General features: G+C 38.8%; 17 protein-coding genes. 4 read left to right on the forward strand and 13 right to left on the reverse strand.

Annotation, left to right across the window (positions count from 1 at the left end; all coding sequences use genetic code 11):
* Both AB4513_RS06910 and AB4513_RS06915 read right to left on the reverse strand, forming a co-directional pair.
* Positions 1-185: hypothetical protein (locus AB4513_RS06910; RefSeq protein ID WP_372127430.1), on the reverse strand; the 185-nt coding region annotated here is incomplete at its 3' end.
* A gap of 46 nt (positions 186-231) precedes the next feature.
* Complete coding sequence (locus AB4513_RS06915) at positions 232-2,622, reverse strand: DotA/TraY family protein (protein ID WP_102258368.1); 2,391 nt, start codon at positions 2,620-2,622, stop codon at positions 232-234.
* Positions 2,623-2,696: 74 nt separating this feature from the next.
* On the opposite strand from AB4513_RS06915, the gene AB4513_RS06920 reads away from it, so the two are divergent.
* Genes AB4513_RS06920 through AB4513_RS06930 form a run of 3 tightly spaced genes read left to right on the forward strand, consistent with a single transcriptional unit; the run spans position 2,697 to position 6,451 of the window.
* Entirely contained in the window at positions 2,697-3,215 is a 519-nt protein-coding gene (locus AB4513_RS06920) for a hypothetical protein (protein ID WP_102258369.1), read from the forward strand.
* A 2-nt stretch (positions 3,216-3,217) separates the two neighbouring features.
* Positions 3,218-3,628 (forward strand): hypothetical protein, encoded by a 411-nt coding sequence (locus tag AB4513_RS06925; RefSeq protein ID WP_102258370.1) that lies wholly within the window; start codon positions 3,218-3,220, stop codon positions 3,626-3,628.
* 9 nt (positions 3,629-3,637) lie between these two features.
* A complete protein-coding gene (locus AB4513_RS06930) occupies positions 3,638-6,451 on the forward strand; it encodes a hypothetical protein (protein WP_102258371.1) in 2,814 nt (937 codons plus the stop codon).
* Between the two features lie 43 nt (positions 6,452-6,494).
* On the opposite strand, the gene AB4513_RS06935 is transcribed toward AB4513_RS06930, so the two are convergent.
* The 6 genes from AB4513_RS06935 to AB4513_RS06960 are packed head-to-tail and all read right to left on the reverse strand — an operon-like array spanning position 6,495 to position 12,616.
* A complete protein-coding gene (locus AB4513_RS06935; RefSeq protein ID WP_102258372.1) occupies positions 6,495-7,496 on the reverse strand; it encodes a hypothetical protein in 1,002 nt (333 codons plus the stop codon).
* Positions 7,497-7,505: 9 nt separating this feature from the next.
* Entirely contained in the window at positions 7,506-8,576 is a 1,071-nt protein-coding gene (locus AB4513_RS06940) for a hypothetical protein (protein ID WP_102258373.1), read from the reverse strand.
* Entirely contained in the window at positions 8,573-9,475 is a 903-nt protein-coding gene (locus AB4513_RS06945; protein WP_102258374.1) for a hypothetical protein, read from the reverse strand. The genes AB4513_RS06940 and AB4513_RS06945 overlap by 4 nt, the downstream gene beginning before the upstream one ends.
* The gene (locus tag AB4513_RS06950; protein WP_102258375.1) at positions 9,468-10,481 is read right to left on the reverse strand and encodes a hypothetical protein; all 1,014 of its coding nucleotides are present in this window, start codon (positions 10,479-10,481) and stop codon (positions 9,468-9,470) included. Before AB4513_RS06950 ends, AB4513_RS06945 begins: the two co-directional genes overlap by 8 nt.
* Positions 10,482-10,527: 46 nt before the next feature.
* Positions 10,528-12,336: a hypothetical protein gene (locus AB4513_RS06955; RefSeq protein WP_102258376.1), complete on the reverse strand. Its 1,809-nt coding sequence runs from the start codon at positions 12,334-12,336 to the stop codon at positions 10,528-10,530.
* A 10-nt stretch (positions 12,337-12,346) separates the two neighbouring features.
* Positions 12,347-12,616, reverse strand: coding sequence for a hypothetical protein (locus AB4513_RS06960; RefSeq protein WP_136975324.1), 270 nt, complete (start codon positions 12,614-12,616; stop codon positions 12,347-12,349).
* Between the two features lie 353 nt (positions 12,617-12,969).
* Between AB4513_RS06960 and AB4513_RS06965 the strand changes: the two genes are divergently transcribed.
* Positions 12,970-13,590: a hypothetical protein gene (locus tag AB4513_RS06965; RefSeq protein ID WP_102258378.1), complete on the forward strand. Its 621-nt coding sequence runs from the start codon at positions 12,970-12,972 to the stop codon at positions 13,588-13,590.
* Positions 13,591-13,799: 209 nt separating this feature from the next.
* Here AB4513_RS06965 and AB4513_RS06970 read toward each other — a convergent pair whose 3' ends face one another.
* The 5 genes from AB4513_RS06970 to AB4513_RS06990 are packed head-to-tail and all read right to left on the reverse strand — an operon-like array spanning position 13,800 to position 17,876.
* Positions 13,800-14,348 carry an exonuclease domain-containing protein gene (locus AB4513_RS06970; protein WP_102258380.1) on the reverse strand — a complete coding sequence of 183 codons (549 nt, stop codon included), beginning with the start codon at positions 14,346-14,348 and terminating at the stop codon, positions 13,800-13,802.
* Entirely contained in the window at positions 14,348-15,811 is a 1,464-nt protein-coding gene (locus AB4513_RS06975) for a hypothetical protein (protein ID WP_133151979.1), read from the reverse strand. Before AB4513_RS06975 ends, AB4513_RS06970 begins: the two co-directional genes overlap by 1 nt.
* A gap of 15 nt (positions 15,812-15,826) precedes the next feature.
* Positions 15,827-16,387: a hypothetical protein gene (locus AB4513_RS06980; protein WP_102258382.1), complete on the reverse strand. Its 561-nt coding sequence runs from the start codon at positions 16,385-16,387 to the stop codon at positions 15,827-15,829.
* Between the two features lie 12 nt (positions 16,388-16,399).
* Positions 16,400-16,993, reverse strand: coding sequence for a hypothetical protein (locus AB4513_RS06985; protein WP_102258383.1), 594 nt, complete (start codon positions 16,991-16,993; stop codon positions 16,400-16,402).
* Positions 16,994-17,015: 22 nt separating this feature from the next.
* Entirely contained in the window at positions 17,016-17,876 is an 861-nt protein-coding gene (locus AB4513_RS06990) for a thioredoxin domain-containing protein (RefSeq protein ID WP_102258384.1), read from the reverse strand.
* Between the last annotated feature and the right edge of the window lie 82 nt (positions 17,877-17,958).

Genomic DNA, 17,958 nt, shown 5'->3' on the forward strand with positions numbered 1-17,958 from the left:
TCTTGTGATTCTTCAAGATCGGCCTCTTGTGATTCTTCAACTTCAGTTACTTGCTCAACAGCAGGTTCAGATGTAGATACTAAAGCATCACTAGAAATGATTTCCTCATCTTCTTCCCCTTGAATTTCAGCTTGTCTGTTTGCTTCCTTTATAGCTTGTCTTGCTTTAGCTCCGAATCCGCCCATGAAAATCTCCTGTTAAATTGAGTGGTTAGTTAAATCTGAGTTTTTATTAAACACCTTTTACTGGGTTCTTTAGCATTGATTGGGTCACGGTTGATACATTACCTGCCAATGTGCCGGACATTTGTTGTGATGTAGACATAGCGCTGTCGTGAGAGTTGTCTTCGATCGCATTTCTAAAGCTCAGCATCCTTTGAAATTGGTCCGGTAGTTCCCAAATAAGGCTGTGATTTTTGATAATCCCGGCAGTCATAACAATCGCATTGACAAAAAGTGTCCCCAAAATGGCTAAAAAGTTAAACCCACCGTAACTGGCAGAGACAGAAGCCGCTTCTAAAGTCCAATGTAAATAGTATCCAAGCGCAATATTTAAGATCATTGCCAAAAAGAAACACATCGTCATTAGAGTTGGGCGGATTAAAAGTGTAAGTATTATGTTTGCGCCTTCTTGAAATCGACCACCAAATGTCCGTTCATTTTGTGGGTCGTTTAACGCCATGGCGCCACCCCACCAACCAGAAGAAATAATCGAGCCCATTGCGTATGAGAAGAAAGAAAATACCGCAACACTCCACATGATATAAGGTATATTAGGGACTATGTAAGAGTAAAAGACCCCTATACCTAGTAAGGACAGAATTAAAGCCGCACTCATTGCGCCACCTTTTTCTGCTAGAGCTTCAAAATCAATTGCGGCACCACCTATTTGATTAAGACCTTCTTTCATCACGGTACCCGCTGGAGTGATGGAAGATGCGACGGAAACTGCAGCATACGTAAAAGCTGTATTGATGATTACATTTCCGATAGTTCGCATTTCAACGAGAGGGTTAGGGAAGTACACTCCGTTACTATCCGAACGGATAATTTCAATAATATTTTGCCCCATCGATTGAGCTAGTTGAGTTGTCGTGAACTTGTCCATTGATGAGTTCATGATGTTTTGTATATCGTTGTTTAATGAGTATTTTTGAGCAGAGTTATAAAACATCAATATGTTTTTTTGGGGGATTTCTAGGTTGTCGTAACTATGACCAAAACTCTTAAACCATTTTACAACTCCCGCAAATATGGAATCTGTGGTGTTTGGACGCCAGTGAGGTTGCTCTCGGTCACCGTAGATATCAGATAGAATCATTGTAATCTCCATCTGCCTTACACTTAGCATTGTGTAAAAACCACCTAGGCCCATAAATCCTACATCGGCAACGGCTTCTGCGTAAACAGACGATAGTGATGATCCATTAAGAGGGGAAGAACTTTGATTTAAGCGATCTTTCAATTCGTTAGAAAGGTCACCTATCATTTCATCTTGCATACGCTCACGGTAAACGGCGTATTTTTTTGCAAGTTCTTCCATGTTGTTAAGGTTATTCGTTGTGAGTTTTTTAGCTATGTTGTGAATTAATGGTTCTTTCCATATTTTATTCAAATATTCACCGGCTTTTTCTGCTCCAACTTGGTGAGAGGTAAGGAGCAAAATATCTTCCAAACTATCGAGTGAATTTGGAGTTTGATAATTGAACAAAGTAAGCTGGCCGCAGTCTCCGTTTCCGTTTGCGCCAAAATATGCCACATGTTTATATATTTTGAATTCTTGGTTTGGTGTAATCCGATATTTCCCTTTGTCGTCGATTTTAACATTATCCATACCCTTATATGCATCAGGAGATACGCCATCCATTAACCCCATTGCGATTGAACAAGTTTTAGCTTCCAGGATGTAGTCGACAAATCGAGCAACTTTAGGTTGAGGTTGATAAGCCATACCAGGGGAAAGGGTGTAAGGAACGGAAATTTTGATAGTAGCTGTGGCAGCTCCAAGACCAATCAAAATGATGAATATTGTAATTCCTTGCAGTAGCGACATACCTCCTAATGCGGGTATCGGAAAGGTGATTAGTGATCCTATAGATCCGCGTGCCATTAAGAATGGCAAGGACTCTTCTTTATCGACTGTTAGATATGAAATGTCCATCGACCTTTTGAACATAAACAATAATGATGACCCAACAAGCGTAACTATAATTATTATGATGCCTATTGAGTTCATTATTTTGGCGTAAAGGGTCCCGAGGGTTACCGTCTTGGTAGAAGCGTTGCTGTCTGAAGTACCATTGAGTAGCCTTAAAACGTGACTAACGGGTTCACCAAAAACTAATTTCATTTGGTGAAAGAAAATATCGTTATTACTTGGACCTGAGAAAAAACCCTTGGGTAGCCATACACCTTGCTTGTCAGTAATTTCAATAGCTCTATCCTTCAAACTTTCAAAGTGAGCTTTGTTTTTTTCAGCGATATCGGAAGGAAATTTTGAATCAGAAGTGACGTCTGTTACTGCTGATGTTGTATTGGCATGTCCGTCTGGAGGAAGCAAAAATATTATCGTGATCAATATAGGAAAAAATATATTGCTGCCTATCCAATTTTTTCTATTCATTTCCCTTCCTAAACTCTTACAATGACTATTTATATTGTATAGTGTAAATCATAAATCGGCAATAAGGACAGGCAATGCTATCAAATGATGACATAGAAGCGTGGTTGGCAAAATTCGATGATGATGAACGAAAGGTTATTGAGCAGGTGGATAATCTCGAAGGTTGGGCTGTAGATTCGGATAGTGAGGTGCAGTCTTACTTCGACATTATTAGTTCTTTGTTAGAACAAAAACAAACAATTAATGAGTCCCTTAAGGACGATGAGTTAGCAAGCATGGTTGGTGGAATCTCAGATTTGTTTGGAAGGAGGGTCACCATTGAGGATTTGGTGAACTTACAAAGTCAATTGAGCTTTTCACGATCAATGAAGTTATTTGGTGATATTTGTTACATCTCCGAGTCAGATGCACACAAGATGCTTGATGTTCCGAGTTCGTCTGTTTCCTCCCAGCATGAAAACATATCAAATTCGATTTTAACTAGACGCATATATCTATTTTTGAAGTTGAAACTATTTCAACGAGTGTTCAATTCTGAACGTCAGCAATTAGTGATCAACAACCTAAAATCACAATTCAATTTGGAAGAATAAGTATGTCCAATTTAAATAGAAAATTCATAGCATTAATCATTCTCGGTACAACGTTTAGCTTTGCCGGAGGGCTACAAGCAGCTACTTGCAAATCCAGTTCACAGCTTTTGCAAGAGAAAATGTCTCGATATGGAATGCCTGAATTCCCAAGTCTCTTGGAGGATTGTGGGCTGAATGAACTAATTAATGGTTTTGGTGGTGAGATTTTCAAGTCTATAAAGCTACCCGATTTCGGCAATTTTTGTGGGTACTCTGCTAAGGATATTGGTAATTGGTATGGCGTTGACATGCCGGACAGTATAGGAACAGGGGTAGGGTATAAATTTAATGATGTGAAGCCTTCAAGCTTAGTTAACGGAAGCGAATTGTTCGAATCTGGCAGTGGGTTAGGTTTAAGAATGGATGTTGAGTAGGCGCAGTGTATGAGTGACTATACAAAGCACGTTGTAAGTAAGGAGTACTTACAAAACAGACCCAAAACAAAAATCGAAAAATTCTTTGATTTTCTTCAGAGCGACAGTGTTATATGGCTATACAGCTTATCCCTTATAACATTTTTCGTAATGCCATTTATTTTTCCATTAGTTGCAACTTTAGTCCACATTTTGATCAGGACCAGAGCTAATTTGCGGTGCAATTTTCCCTATTATTCTCCGATAACATCTGGTGATAAGGTTGATTATTTCAACCCTTCTCCGGCAAAGGGTTCTAAAGGCGAAGTAAAATATGACCCTGCTGATGGGATTGCATATTTTGGCAATGTTTACGGTACCAATGAACAGGCATGGTTTTCTAACTCTATGCTTCGACAGCATCTAGCTTTTTTAGCAACAACGGGGTCAGGTAAGACTTTCACAATATCTGGTATCGGCTCAGCCAATGCTCTTGTATGGGGTGCCGGTTATATGTACGTGGATGCAAAAGCTGATTTATCAATAATTCTCATGCATCAAACGATGATGTGGAGAACAAATCGTATAGACGATTTTTTTCTGCTTAACTACATACGTGGTAGTCGAAATCGAAATAAATATGCTACTGATAGGACAACCAACACCTACAATTTGGTTGAAAGTGGTTCAGCGGCACAGAATACTGAAACCTTTAAGTCGTTAATGTCTGGTGATGGTGATATTTGGGCAAAGCGAGCAGATTCCCTTGTTGCCGGCTTGATGCGTCCAACCCATTGCTTGAGAGATTTGGGTGAGATTCAATTGTCTATTCCTGCCCTGTTGGATTACTTAGTTTTAGAAACTGCGGGTTCATTGCTTGGAAATGAATTAATTCCAGAGGTAGAGAAAAAAGAGTTGATGGGTTTCATCAAAACCTTACCTGGTATGACTGCAGAATTCTTCCAAAAGATAACAAGGGGTGAAAGCGTACAAAGCCCACAGGTTTATGATCAATGGGGTTTTGCAGCAATGCAGATCGTCGTTGTATTTAACACTTTAGGTGGTGACTATGCGGATATCTTTGGTGTTATCCGAGGTGAAATTGATATAGAAGCGATTGTTAACCAAGATCGCGTATTATTAGGGTTGCTTCCTGCGCTGGAAGGTTCTACAGAATCCGTCGCCAGTATGGGGCGAATCATCATGGCTTCCAGAAAGGGCATAATGGGGCAATCTCTAGGTGATGTCTTTGTTGGTGAAGTAAAAAAGAACCTAAAACAAAGGCCGACAAACGCGCCATACCCATACATCAATATCATGGACGAAGTAGGGATGATGTTTTCTGAAGGTGAAGGTGCTGTTGCTGCCCAGGCTCGTGGTTTAGGCTATTCGGCGTGGTATTCTGCGCAGGATATCCCTGCCCTTAAGAAGCTTGGTGGATCGATTGAATCTGAGGTAGATACAGTTTTAGGTAACACAACGATTAAGGTAGCCGGAAGGATAATTGACGATGTTACGTTCGAGTTGTATAGCAAACTAGCAGATATTGATTATGTTTGGCAGCGAGAAGGGATGGACCTCGATTATTCGGAGTCTACAGGAGCTCAAAGGCAAAAAGAATCTAGAGCATCTTATAAAGAGGAATCTCGATTAGACCGACGTGAAGTTTCAAGGTTACGCGAAGGCGAAATTTACGTAAATGCTGTAGATAGATTGCATAGGATAGATGGCCCCAACTTGCACCCTAAAGAGTTGGAAACGCTTACGATTAATGATTTCTGGATGATGTTGCCAGAACCTGCGGAAGAATTACGTGAAAATGTTGACGATTGGCTATTGCTGTACTCTGAGTACGAACTTATTACGAGTAATAAGTCAAAGTTAAACACCATCGATTTGTCTTTTGTTCAAGAAATTGGGAAGCTTTCAAACATTCTATCTTTAGCTGAAACTGCAACAGATAATTCTTTGTCTAAATCAATGCTGTCGTTTTCAGCGTTTGTAAGAGATAGCGTTGAAGAAATGCGAGATTTAGGCGAACAGCATAACTCTTACATGGATAGTTTGTACGCTGCAGAGCCTTCGGTGGTATCGAATGATGCAATTGAGGAAAAGCCTACTGAGAGGGTACATGAGGTACCTCCCGTAGATACAAGGGAAATGGACGTCTTAAATGATTTAGATTTTAATTTGCCATCTTCATCGCATGATGAATCTGTTTCTGATGGTGACCACTTTGAAGTTACTCCGACTCTTGATGGTGAAAACAAAGGAGAAGTTGTTAGTGAGAGCAAACAGAGTGATTCAGGAGTTATTTTTACCTCAGACGTCATTACAACTGAAGGTAATGTACCTTCCAGTGATGATGCATCCGTAGCATCTCTTAATGCTCAGTCCGAAGATGCCGATATAAATGATGATTTAAACACTTTACTTGGTATTGGTACTGAAGCTGATATCGAGCAACTTAATGCATTAGATTCGATATTCAAAGCGCAAGGTACCTCTAAAGAGGAAACCATTAACAGCCTTGCAACTATTTCTGCATTGTCACTACGAAGTGAGCAGATACAAGAGCAGTTAAATAACGAAGAATTATCTTCGGAAACCGCTATTGAGAGAATGAACTCGCCAGTATCGGAGAGTGAGTTACGTTCGCACACTCTAAAAAGTACTTCAGTTGTAAATGACTTCTATAGGAAAACCGAACACCCGCACGATCCAATCCCTCAAACGAATAAAGCGTTAGCGATAAGTATACTTAAAAAAGTGAAGTTAGATATTCAGCAATCGATTATTGCTAAAGGTTATATTAAGGAAGAAGAGGCCTCGGAAGTGGAGTAGAGGATGAATTGCATTGGAGTCTGCTATGAGACTCCAATGGTCTTTATTGACCCATCGTGTGTGTAGAGATGCTTGAACTCGGCATGATTAAGGATTTGAAAGCTTGAAAAATATTACCAACATTCGCTAAAAACTCATCAAGCGATTCTTTGTTAAATTGGTCGAAAATCCCATCCGAAGATTCCAGTTGGTTTCCCGCGTATTCCTTATCTAAAGTTGGGGCCGTCTTCTTAATGATATTATTGAGAGTTTCCATTTGTACGTTGGACTCATTGCACATTGCTCGCATTTGGTTAAGGTACTCTGTGGATATGGTTTTAGATGATACGTCTAAAGTACCTTGATTTAAAACATCCGTACTTTGAAATTCAATATTGTTTAACAAGTCTTTATGGGCAGCTAGCGTAATTCTTAATTGATTTGAGAATGCCGCATCATCTTGCATTGCAGACAGAAGATCGCCTTGATTAAGCGCATTTATGTCTGAAATGCCTTTATTTTCAAATATTTCATTTAGAGTTTTAAAATGACTTTCAGTAAGAGCTAGGCTTCGGTTAAACTTGTCTTGTGAATTTAGTATCTTTTGGGTGTTTTCTTCAAGCATTCTTATGTGTTTGTTTTTTCGTTGTTTTTTATATTCCACATCTAAAGACTTAGGGCTACCGAATTTTAAAAAGTTCAAAAAACTCGGTGATGAACTATTGTTGTTTTTGGTGTTCTCCAGTTCAAACTCTGCTTTTAATTTTTCGTAAAGTACAGAGTTGTCGTGTAACTCTTGCTTTACAAGTGCATTCAAATGTTCATCGTCGCAGTATGTTTTGTCGGCGTCGAAAGATCTGTCATTTATCTTGAATTCTTCAAGTCTATGAGCATTTTCTGGAGCAGATTCGTACAATTGCTTTAGGGCCTCAAGTTCCTTTTGTACCGCCTCGTCAAATACTCTTGCGTGTATTCGTATGTGTTCCAATGATTCGGTTGAAGAAAGTGTATCGTGAACATTTGAACCACCCACATTGATAGAGTCAGCGTTGATTTTATTCTTCATGAGTGATCCTTAGATTGTATCTACGTTATTGGTTGCGATAAGAATATTTTGTTGGCTAGTTTTTTTTAGAGATTCAGACAAAATGTAATTACTTAATGAAACTTGTTTGTTGAGTTCTGCTAGAAGCGGCGTAGGGTCACCGAAATTCAACAAATCATCTCTCCATGAACTACCGCCCCCGTACGTACGGTCTACTTCTTTTTCAATTAGGCTAAGTTTGCTTTCACCATGAGAAGCTACTGTTCTATCAGCGACCGCATCATAAAAGGCACCTTTGGAAACTTCCAATTTAGCTGCCTTAGCACTTTGCAATAAATATTCGGTTCTACTTACATTGCTTTCTGAATTAGCCATTGCCGGGTCTAGTGAAATTGAATCAGTTTGTTTTGCAGTTAATACATCAATACCGTCGATCATCATCTTTACTTGCGAACTATCTAGTTTTGTTGATGAAAGAGCCGTCGACATGGTTATGTGCTCGTTGTTGCTGTATCGATTTGCAATCCCAGAGATTCGAACCGAAAATGGAATGCTATTCGGTTCATAGTTCTTAACTGACGTTTTACTTAGCTCCCTTAGTGTTAGGTTAGATGATTGATTGCTGTTTTTACTTGCCATACCTATATCATCTGACTCACAGTGATTAGGTGGTGGCATAGAAGCCATCGTAAGGCGGTTATTAGCCGCCTCAGTTAAAGCTTTGATCTGCATATCGCCACTTGTAGAAATGGCTTTTACGATGGCTGAAGAGCCGTCGGACTGACCAGCATTTAAGATTTTTCCGAAACCACCGAGTACACTCGATAGTAATGGTTCAAACATCTCTTCGAACTGTGATGTAAGCTGGTTAATTATGTCATCTAGTCCTGCATTAGCCTTCGGAGAATACGTAAATGCCGCAGCGGCGAGAGCTCCAACTGCAATGTATTTAGTATTTACAGGGGCCGGTTCAATTATAGATGTTGAGTTATTCAAGCTCGATGGTGTTGCCCAAGAGTTGAATGTTGTTGAGTAATCGATATAGGAAGAAAAAGTAATCGCTTCACTATCTTTTTTTACTTTACATTCCATTTTTCTCATTCTTGAATTTCCTTCTTTGTTGAAAGGGCATCTATGCACTCTGCTACAAGTAAGTTCTGCTCTGCTACTAGCAGTTCGAACATTATCTGAACAGAACTACTTTTCTGGTAGATGACCTCTTGAGCTAATGAGATATCCGCAGCTGTTTCATTCATAGATGTTCGCCACTTCTCAGATTGATAAGTGGATCTGATTTTCTCAAATGAATCTATATGGCGATTCGTATAAATTCGCGACATTTCATAATTCAAAATTGCTGTATTAAGAGTACGCTTAGCACTTTGGCAAACTCTTAAGTAATCAAGCGTGAAACTTTCAAGCTTTTGTTGAGGTGTGTTTATTCTTTGGAATTGGTCGCGTAAACCTAAGTATTCTTGTTCATCCATAGGTTCGGTTCGTTGAGAATCAATGAAAGAACAAGCATATGTTGGTAGGCACTCACCTAATGGTTTTGTAGATAAAACACCTTGTCGGTTTAATTCGCGGGCTAGGTTTTCCGATTGAATCAATCGCTTTACGCCAACATGGGCTAGGCTATTGTAGGAACAAGGGTCACTTAAAGGCTGTATTCTATGTAAATAGTCATTGTTGAAGATTTGTTGCATTGCATTGGGGACCATATCTATGGCCTGTGTTGCCCCTTTACTGAACATGCTAGTCATTTCTTTTATGAACATGTCATACAGTTCACTAAGTGTCATTTCCCCCAAGTCTAGGAATGGCTTCGCCGCCCAACCAATTTTTTCCCCCGCAGCTATAGCTGCAGCGGTAATAACGATGGCATGGCTATCGCTGGAGTATGTCATTGTTCCAGCAGCTACAGCTCCACCAGCTGCGTATCGGAAAAAATCCCTTCTATTGCAATCTATTTTAGTGTGACCATAATCCAAATTAGCCATTTTCACTCTCCAGTTTGGATGAACTTTTCACTAAATTTCGTAATTCAGCTATTTTTAATCGTTCAACTTGTATTTTATTCTCAACAGCTTGTATGGGATTGTAGTATTGGATAGCTGTGGTGAGTGATGGAGAGTTAGATACGGCATTATTGAATAATTCATTAGAACTCAGTGAGAGTGTTTCTAGGTGTAGCAATTCGATACTTGAAAGCTTCGAATTTGGATACATTTTATTGAGTTCAGAACTTAAGGATTTTCTGAACTCTACCGGTACATTCGAAGACGCTATACGTTGAATAAAGATACCCATCAAGGCATCAATGACGATATTTTCTTTAATCTGGTCTGATTGATTAACAATGGCATCAAGGTTTGAAGTTGAATCTTCATAGGATGGTCTATCTCCTATGAGAGCAGCGATCTCTTGTTCAGCTCGCTTTGTGTCATCAAAGTGACTTACGCCGATGAGTTTTTCCAACTCTTTAAATTCAGGTTCGCCTTGAGAGTTCAACAACGTACTAAAGGTCTTATTTCGATAAAATATCGCTTCACTTAAGTTTTCAGACTTAATTTCAAAATATTCGTGTATCGTATTTCTTGCTTTTGGAGTGGCAGAACCAATAGCTTTGTTTAATCTGTTGTTCGCTTTTGAGAGTTCGCCGTTCGCACATGCCGTGGATGGGGTATACAGATCCAAGCTGATTTCATGATTCATCAACTCAGTCATCTTAAATATTGTTGCTTCATAGGATTGAGTTATGTTTTTGGCCATATCTCCATTTTTTTCTTTTGTTGTTTCTTTGTTGTTATCGGTGTATCGATCAAAAGCATCTTGGAAGTTACTTGAGAATCGATACCCCAAAAATCTCATAAGGATGGCACCGCCTTGCTCGATAAGTTGTTCCATGAGTTCTTCTGGGCTTAGAGGCATGCTAAATGCGTTAGCGGTTTTAGGAGTAACAAGAGCTACACCACCGCCAATTGCCCCTCCCGCAATTAACCCCATGCATTTCCTTCTGAGTTTATTGAATTTCATCCTGACCCTTTACTGTTCAATTTGGCGATACTGTGGCTTGGTAGTCGAAATTGTCTGAAGCATTGTAGATATCATCGATACAGCCTTTTAGTAGTCTTGAGTTATAGGTAAGTTCATCAACTTTATTGAGGTATTCTATGTGGAATTTTTCAATTACTTTATGGCATTCTTTTTCAGATATTTTCCCCATCGCATAACTTCTATTAGACGATTCGAGTGTTTCTGTGGATTTTGTTCTCCATAAGCTTCGAAGTAAGTATGAAGCTGACTCTAAACTGGACCTGAACATTGATGTAGAACTGCAAGTCGTGGATTCTTTATTGGTTAAGTAAAGCTTGTTAGTTGCATCCATAAGCATAGAACCAAGCTTGGGTGCAAGATAAGCAGTATTTATGCCCCAGTTAAAGCGTTGAGTCTCAAATAAGACGGATGTTAATTCTGCAATAGACGGGACGATGAATTGTCTTGCTGATAATGGGTTGTTCGCACTAGCCTTAAACGCAATAGTCTTAGATCTTCTAAACGCTTGTATGTCTTCAGGCATCAAGCCGTTATTGTTCATTACATTGTTAAATTCAGACTGTTCAGATAGAAGGTAAATCGCAATGTTATTACACATTTTTAGATGCTTAATCGACAAGTCGGCATCGCTTTTGTGTAAGTATTTAAGTGGATTTTTAAACGCGTTGTAGTAAGAGTGTTTCGCAAAAGCCATTGCTTGCTCTCTATCGATGCTCGTTACAAATGAGGTGTTTTCAATGGAGTATTCGACGATAAAACTCAAATCATTTAAGAGGGCGGCGTACCTTTTTGCTTGTACATTATCAGAGCCGTTTTCATTCGATGAAACAGACGCAAGTTCTGTGAGAATTTCAATATTATTTAATGCCGTTGAAACATTTGTACCAGTTAAAGAAGCTTGTAGTATTTCAGATGCCTTATGACTATTTTCAAGCCCCCAGATAACATTGACAAGGGAAGACGTTGTTTTATCTATAGCTCTCGTGCAAAACGACACCTTTTTATCCAATATTTCGTCGAACTCATCAAAATCCGTTGGTCGAATGTTATTGTCGTAACTTTTAGCAATTTGCTTTACACACTCTACAATTATGCTTGTAGCGTGGTTCATGCATGATTTCCTGAGCATTTGTTTTTGCTCTGAATTAGGCAAGTCTGATTGTCGGCGATATAGAGTTTCTGCTGTCACTGATATAGCGCCGTGGATGAGGCTTAATGCAGACTCTTTTTCACTAAAAAATTGTATGTGAGACAGTTCATTTTGAACCTTATTCGCAGAGGAAATGATTGAAGAGTTTACGGTCGAAAAGAAATTATCCCTTTCTTGGTAGCGATTGTAACTGTTAATTTGGGTGATTAGGGTTTGTATTTTTCCCTTATCTATACCAGTCATATTAATCAGTTTGTCGGCTGATTCTGTATTCGTCAGTAATGCTAGTATGAATTGTGATTGGATTTTTGATTGTCGTCCCTGCTCCTTTGCTGAAATAGCAAAGATTCGACGATAAATCCACGTTTCGTCTTCAGTGAGCCCCCCAGAAATACGACCTAGGTTTTTTGATTGAGCCTCTATGTTTGCTGCAATTGACGTGATGATGTCTTTTAGTTCGTGAGCAAATTCTTCAGTAGTTGTCGTTTTAGACATAACTTTGAGGACAATAGGGGTTATGGATTTAAAAACACTCATACTAAGAGATGATTGTTTTGACTGTTTAATCGAAGTTGTCTTAACCTGAACCTTGTAATCTTCGCCTTGGCTATCATTAATTTTTTGGTTCAAAACATCCTTAATGCGATTACCCATAATTCATTCCTTACAAGCACATGGCTAGGTTGGTGTTAGCGTTTAGCCTTGTTTCGTTCACTAAATGCGTCATTAGGTCTTGAGTAAATTTGCGAATATCTAGAGTCTTACCTTTATTAGCATTGGTGTAGTTGAGGAAGAACGTACATAGATCTTTAGTCTCATATCTAACTTCGCCATTTATCTCTGTTTTGATGCAGTGACTATTGCAAGTTTCAATAACGGCATCGAGGCAGAACAGGTGTTGTAAAGTAGGGTCAACTGCGGTTTTAAGTTCCATGAACAAACGTAATTCTCCGTCACTTTCTACATGAACAAGTTCGTTGTATACAGTTTTACCAAGGGTCAGAACAGAATTAGAATGTGTACTGTAAAGGAGAAAAGCTTCGATTAGTGCTTGTTGATCTTTTTGTAAATTGTGACCATGATAACAAAATATGCTCATAGCACCCGAATGTATAAATAAATGGTCAATAAATGACATAGTAATCGCTCTATAAAGTTTGTTAACCAATAGTGAATAATGTATCTTGACGAAAGTTAGGTAAAAAGTGTGACGAAAATAGGGTTTTAACCTCAAGATATTCAGTTTACACACTATACAATAAATAGGCTTTAGAGAGCAGTAAAATTATGAGAATTGATTTAGGACAGGGCAGCGCAAGGATGGTCAACAGCGTAGAGCAAATACCAAAAATGAACGCTGTGTTTGGTGAATTTATGCTTGAGCAGATAAATGGTGATAAATTTACCGTCAATGAAGATAATGTGGCTGGTCACCAAGAGTATGACGATTTTCTTTTGGAAGTGCCGGGCGAATTGCGTGTTCACCTCATTGATGACTTATCGCGATTTCGCATAAACCGCTCCCTATCTCAATATATGGTAATTGCCTTAGAAGTCCCTCAATTAGAAATATTAAAATCTATATCTGAAGTCACTGATTTCAACGTGACGATTATTAATGAGTCTATTTATCTACGTCTATTTTTGTTTAGCCAATTTTTCACATTCAAAGTGTCCGTTACCTCCGATGATTGCTCAGCTATGAGTGATTATTTTAAAGCCCTTCGCTCTCGTAAACCTGTTGCTTTAACTGTTATTCAATCAGAAGTGCATACATCATATACAGATATAGCCAGGATGGTTGCAGAAGAGGTAGCTACGGGGGATGTACATAGGTGTGATATTTCTCAAAACCCAAAAGCATACGTACAAAAGGATAGATTTCTTATTAATGCAAGCCCACTTTAATATGCCAATAGATACAGATTCAATTTTAAGGCAGATGACCATAGAATCTTTGTCTACTCGATGTGATTCAGTAACTGACACTGTAGCTTTAGCAAAGTTAAAAGTTTCTCTAGAAGCTATTGTTAACCACGGTATTAAGCCAATTGAATCAGCTAAAGAGGCGTCAGAAACCCCATCCAATGTTGTATTGCTTAGCCAATCCATTCAATTTAAGCGATAAACTCTGGCGTTGAATTTACAATAAAACTCTCTACTTTGCTGGTGGTTACCCTACCTAAGCGCCTGTGCAGCTCCATGTGAAGTTTGGTATCATATAGTGAGCGATGTGTACTCCTTCTTATCCCAAGGCTGTCATCAAGGCTTACATGCTTTCCGCTGTATGTTTTTACTGCCTGTAGTAAGCATATACCTTTGATCATCATTCTTTCCATCCTATTATCACCGGTTAGCATCCCAGAATGGTGTATGAAATCCAAATCAAACTGTAAATTATAGCTCACTAAAATCGTAGAATTAGGTCTTTCAGCAATAGTATCGATGACATCAGATATCGTCGGAAGTGAGTTATCGTTTAAATCTTCAATACTAATGCCGGTTATCGCTTGCGCTTCCAGGGTTAAAGATTCTGCACCAGATATTAAGCTGTTGAAAATCACTGAACCCTCTGCAGTTAAAGAACTTGACTCAATTATCGATAGCTCGACTACTTCATCATAAGCTCGGTTGCCGCTTATCTCTAAATCTATGTACCAGTACATTAACTTTTGACTTTAGGTTGTCGAATTAACGTTTGTTGAATTCGATACTCTGGATCGTTGTCTAGTTTCTGCTTGTGTTCATTGTATTCAACTGTCGGATCGTAAGGAAATAGTTCTGAGTATGGGTGATCAGGTAATGTTACTATGGTGTCAAATTGGTCGCAGTCTTTAGGGATGTTCATATTTTCCAAATTACTAAATGCTTGGTCTACAGTGGGGAATACATGACGTCTTTTGCGAGTGTACTCGGCTTCAAAGTGCGCTTTAATACCTGCAGTTTCTATTGTCGAACCCGGTAGCCCCTCGTCATTCATTGCGTACCATAACTGCCTGTCCATAATCTTTAAATATCCAAATTGTGATGAAGAAAGCTTTCCTAGACTCCTGGACTCTCTAAGTAGGCGCCTTAAAAATGTTTCAGCAAATGCATGTTGAGATAAATATTCCAATACAATTTCATTCTCCATAACTATTGGAAGTACTCTTGCTATTTCATCTTCGATGTAGGTTACATCATGCTCGTCATTCAGAAAATATGAGTAATCACCTAACATTTGGAAGCGGAAATCCTCGTTAACCCCAAGGGAATGTTTGATCTTTTGAGTAGCATTGTAGTTATGATAAGCGAGCGAGATAAGTTCATGCTCTAAAGCTTTGAACTTATTTTTATAAACCTTTTTTAAAATCGTAGGGGTTACCCATTTTATGAGTTTTATGCGTTTAACCCTTTTTTTTGCGTCATTTATCCTTTCTGGCGAAATCAAATCAGGTAGTTCACTTATGCGAGATGCAAAAATACAAATAAAAAAATGAAACTGGAATGGTAGGTTGAGTACGTCATCCACTGTCTTAATGGGGTATCGTAGTTGTTTAGAGAATATTTCTGTAGCTAATGGAAGATCAAATATCACTGTATTTGTGGGCCTGTGTGGTCTAATGATTTTTGTCCTCTTTAGTCCAGATCGTACGTTTTCTCTTGCTGCAAATCGACTTACATTTACGTCTAAACTCTCTTTTATTGGATTGTGCTTAATCAGATATCGATTATATCGCCATAGTACCGATTGTTGTTCTATCAAGGAGTCCAAATTCAATCTTTCCTTGAATTTATCTGCGTGTCTATTCTTTGTTACAACACGCTTTATTCCAGGTATAGATATAAGGAGATACAGCCAAGTTGTAACAAACATTACAGATTGCTCCACTTGGTATACGTGACCATATTCCAGTAGCCTAAGTTCTTCTAAGTTATCGAATGACTTAATGATGTTGGCGTGAGGAACTGTAATAAAGTCGGGTAGAGGGAGGTTTGACCAAATAAATGAGTCTGCGTAACGCCATAAGGCCCAAGGTATTGTTATGATTTCATCGAAATAATATAAGGTGCCACATATGAGAGTTCCTGCGATCATTAAGATTACGAATAGCGTGTCGCTGCTTCCATTTCCGTTGTGTTCTGACAATTGGCTTACCTTTTTTTATTTGTTGTTGGATTCTAGTTTTTTGAGATTATCTAGTGCTTCACCCATAAACGGAAAGGCAGGGTGAACCAATTTCTTCTTGTGATAAACGCCCTTGTCTAAGAACTTAATGTTATTGAAATCTGTAACCATCCATGAAAGAGGGAATAGAGCACCTACTAGCACCTGCTTTTGTCTGTGCAAATTAACAACCCACATTTTTAAGAATTGCAAACCACAGTTCACACTTATTGCTGTGTATGCAATGGAGTCTGTTAGGTCGAAGATAAGAGCAACACAACAAACATTGGCGGCGAATACTGATATATAGATGCCGTATTTATTATGCCTAGCTCTATTTTTGTGGCGCTCTATGATGATTTCTTGGTTTTCCGTTGTAATGTTATTGGTCAATATTTGGTGCGCCCAATCAACTGCAGAAAGGCCTTTAATCCTCTTGTTTTCAACTTGGTGCCATTGTTCAGAAGCTTGAGCCCAAGGAGCTTTAGCTTTGCCTCCTAACGTACCTGCCCACGATGGATTAAGCAGAGTCTTTAATGACGATTTAACTATCCCCATAAGTTATTACTCTTATTGTGAATTGACTTTACAAAATAGATTTGAGGGTAGGTCGTAACCTTCAGTTTTGGCCTTACACAGATAAGCTTGGTCTGAATAGTGGTTTTTAGGTGTTAACATCATGAGGTAATCACCTATGACTCTGTCTTGTACTTGAGAGTAGAAGAATAAGGGTTTATAAGGCCCTAATCGCTTAGAAACGCATGCAGTTATGATATTGTCGTAGTCGGAGCCTCTATGAGCTCTGGATACTATTTTGAGTTCGGCTTCATTGTTTAAAGACCAACAGGTGCGACGTAAATTTTCTTCCAATCTGTAAGATTTATCGCTCGAAAATTCTGTTTTAATGAAAAGTTGTTGCCAATCTTGGTCGTCAATAAGAGTTACTGGGTTACGTTTCAGCAATGAATCTAAATAAGAAGGGTTATAGTCAGATGTGACATTGAAGTGTCTTGTATCTTTCAGTAAGTCTGTTGTTACTTGAATAGGATCACCAACATCGTAGTTACTTTGAGGTTTTATCGAGCATCCGGCAATAAGGGGGCCTAAACAGACGGTGAGTACCATTAGTGTTGTTTTTTTGTAAATTAGAGTATTTGCAGTCACTTGCTGTACCTTGTCTTAATCTTTATGGGTTGATGTGTTTAACGACGTTTTTGTATGGCTGAAAACCTAACCAATTGGATGTTTTAGTTAGTGTTAGGGGGGTAGCACCAGCTACGCCAAATGGAGTTAGTAGTTCTTTTGTTTTGCCCACGATTTTTCGTGCGTCATCCACGGTTACCTTGCAATCGTAATCTTTAGCTGTAGGTAATCGATTGGCAATATTGTGAAGGAATTGATCTAAGTCTGAAGCGCATAGCATCTTTTGGACTTCACGTAATTTATAGACGGAGAGGTTGTCAGAGTAAATGGTCGGAATGATTTTAACGTTTCCGTTCCTATGTAAAACTTCAGTAATCGTTTCTCGATAGAAACGCTTACATTCAGGACATGTAGGGTCAAAAATTACAACCATTGAAACAGGCGCATTTGGTAAGTCTGATGTTAACTCAAAGGCGGTAGCGTTGGTTAAGGCTTGAGCCATACTAGCTCTCAGTGGGTAAATCTTCGGGTCACCTTCATTGCAGTAAAATAATTTGCAGTCCCAATTTGGTATTGTTCTATCTATTTGTGACTTTGTTTTCGTCGGTGGTGTTTGAGTTAATTTTGTAGATTGAAGTATTTGAGAGTTGAGAACGACAGTAGGTACATTTCTATGCAGTTCAGGTTTGATATCGTCGACTGTTTTTGATTGCTCTTTGTATAACATCAAACTTTCGGTCGTAGGTTTGTCATCTACGATAACCTCAATGGATTGCAATGATTGATTCGAGCTGTTTTGTTTAGCAAGCAAGCTGTATGCATATATAGAGGCGATACTGGTCATAACAATCAGTATAAGCCCTAACAAAACAATAATGATTATATTAAATTGTCTGCTCTGCATTTCCACTCTCCATTTAACAGTGTCTTTTCTATGGACTTCGGCAAACCAAATTTGCTGATGTAAATCCGACTTTTGCGAGTAT

Source organism: Vibrio sp. 10N.222.54.E6 (genome assembly GCF_041473955.1).
In the GTDB taxonomy this organism is placed as follows: domain Bacteria; phylum Pseudomonadota; class Gammaproteobacteria; order Enterobacterales; family Vibrionaceae; genus Vibrio; species Vibrio tasmaniensis_A.

Excerpts from the sequence above, each read along its gene's own strand:
- AB4513_RS06955 (WP_102258376.1), bottom strand. The coding sequence starts at position 12,336 with ATGGGTAATCGCATTAAGGATGTTTTGAACCAAAAAATTAATGATAGC.
- AB4513_RS06925 (WP_102258370.1), top strand. The coding sequence starts at position 3,218 with ATGTCCAATTTAAATAGAAAATTCATAGCATTAATCATTCTCGGTACA.
- AB4513_RS06920 (WP_102258369.1), top strand. The coding sequence starts at position 2,697 with ATGCTATCAAATGATGACATAGAAGCGTGGTTGGCAAAATTCGATGAT.
- AB4513_RS06950 (WP_102258375.1), bottom strand. The coding sequence starts at position 10,481 with ATGGGGTTAATTGCGGGAGGGGCAATTGGCGGTGGTGTAGCTCTTGTT.
- AB4513_RS06960 (WP_136975324.1), bottom strand. The coding sequence starts at position 12,616 with ATGGAACTTAAAACCGCAGTTGACCCTACTTTACAACACCTGTTCTGC.
- AB4513_RS06945 (WP_102258374.1), bottom strand. The coding sequence starts at position 9,475 with ATGGCTAATTTGGATTATGGTCACACTAAAATAGATTGCAATAGAAGG.
- AB4513_RS06915 (WP_102258368.1), bottom strand. The coding sequence starts at position 2,622 with ATGAATAGAAAAAATTGGATAGGCAGCAATATATTTTTTCCTATATTG.
- AB4513_RS06935 (WP_102258372.1), bottom strand. The coding sequence starts at position 7,496 with ATGAAGAATAAAATCAACGCTGACTCTATCAATGTGGGTGGTTCAAAT.
- AB4513_RS06970 (WP_102258380.1), bottom strand. The coding sequence starts at position 14,348 with ATGTACTGGTACATAGATTTAGAGATAAGCGGCAACCGAGCTTATGAT.
- AB4513_RS06930 (WP_102258371.1), top strand. The coding sequence starts at position 3,638 with ATGAGTGACTATACAAAGCACGTTGTAAGTAAGGAGTACTTACAAAAC.
- AB4513_RS06940 (WP_102258373.1), bottom strand. The coding sequence starts at position 8,576 with ATGAGAAAAATGGAATGTAAAGTAAAAAAAGATAGTGAAGCGATTACT.
- AB4513_RS06980 (WP_102258382.1), bottom strand. The coding sequence starts at position 16,387 with ATGGGGATAGTTAAATCGTCATTAAAGACTCTGCTTAATCCATCGTGG.
- AB4513_RS06965 (WP_102258378.1), top strand. The coding sequence starts at position 12,970 with ATGAGAATTGATTTAGGACAGGGCAGCGCAAGGATGGTCAACAGCGTA.
- AB4513_RS06990 (WP_102258384.1), bottom strand. The coding sequence starts at position 17,876 with ATGCAGAGCAGACAATTTAATATAATCATTATTGTTTTGTTAGGGCTT.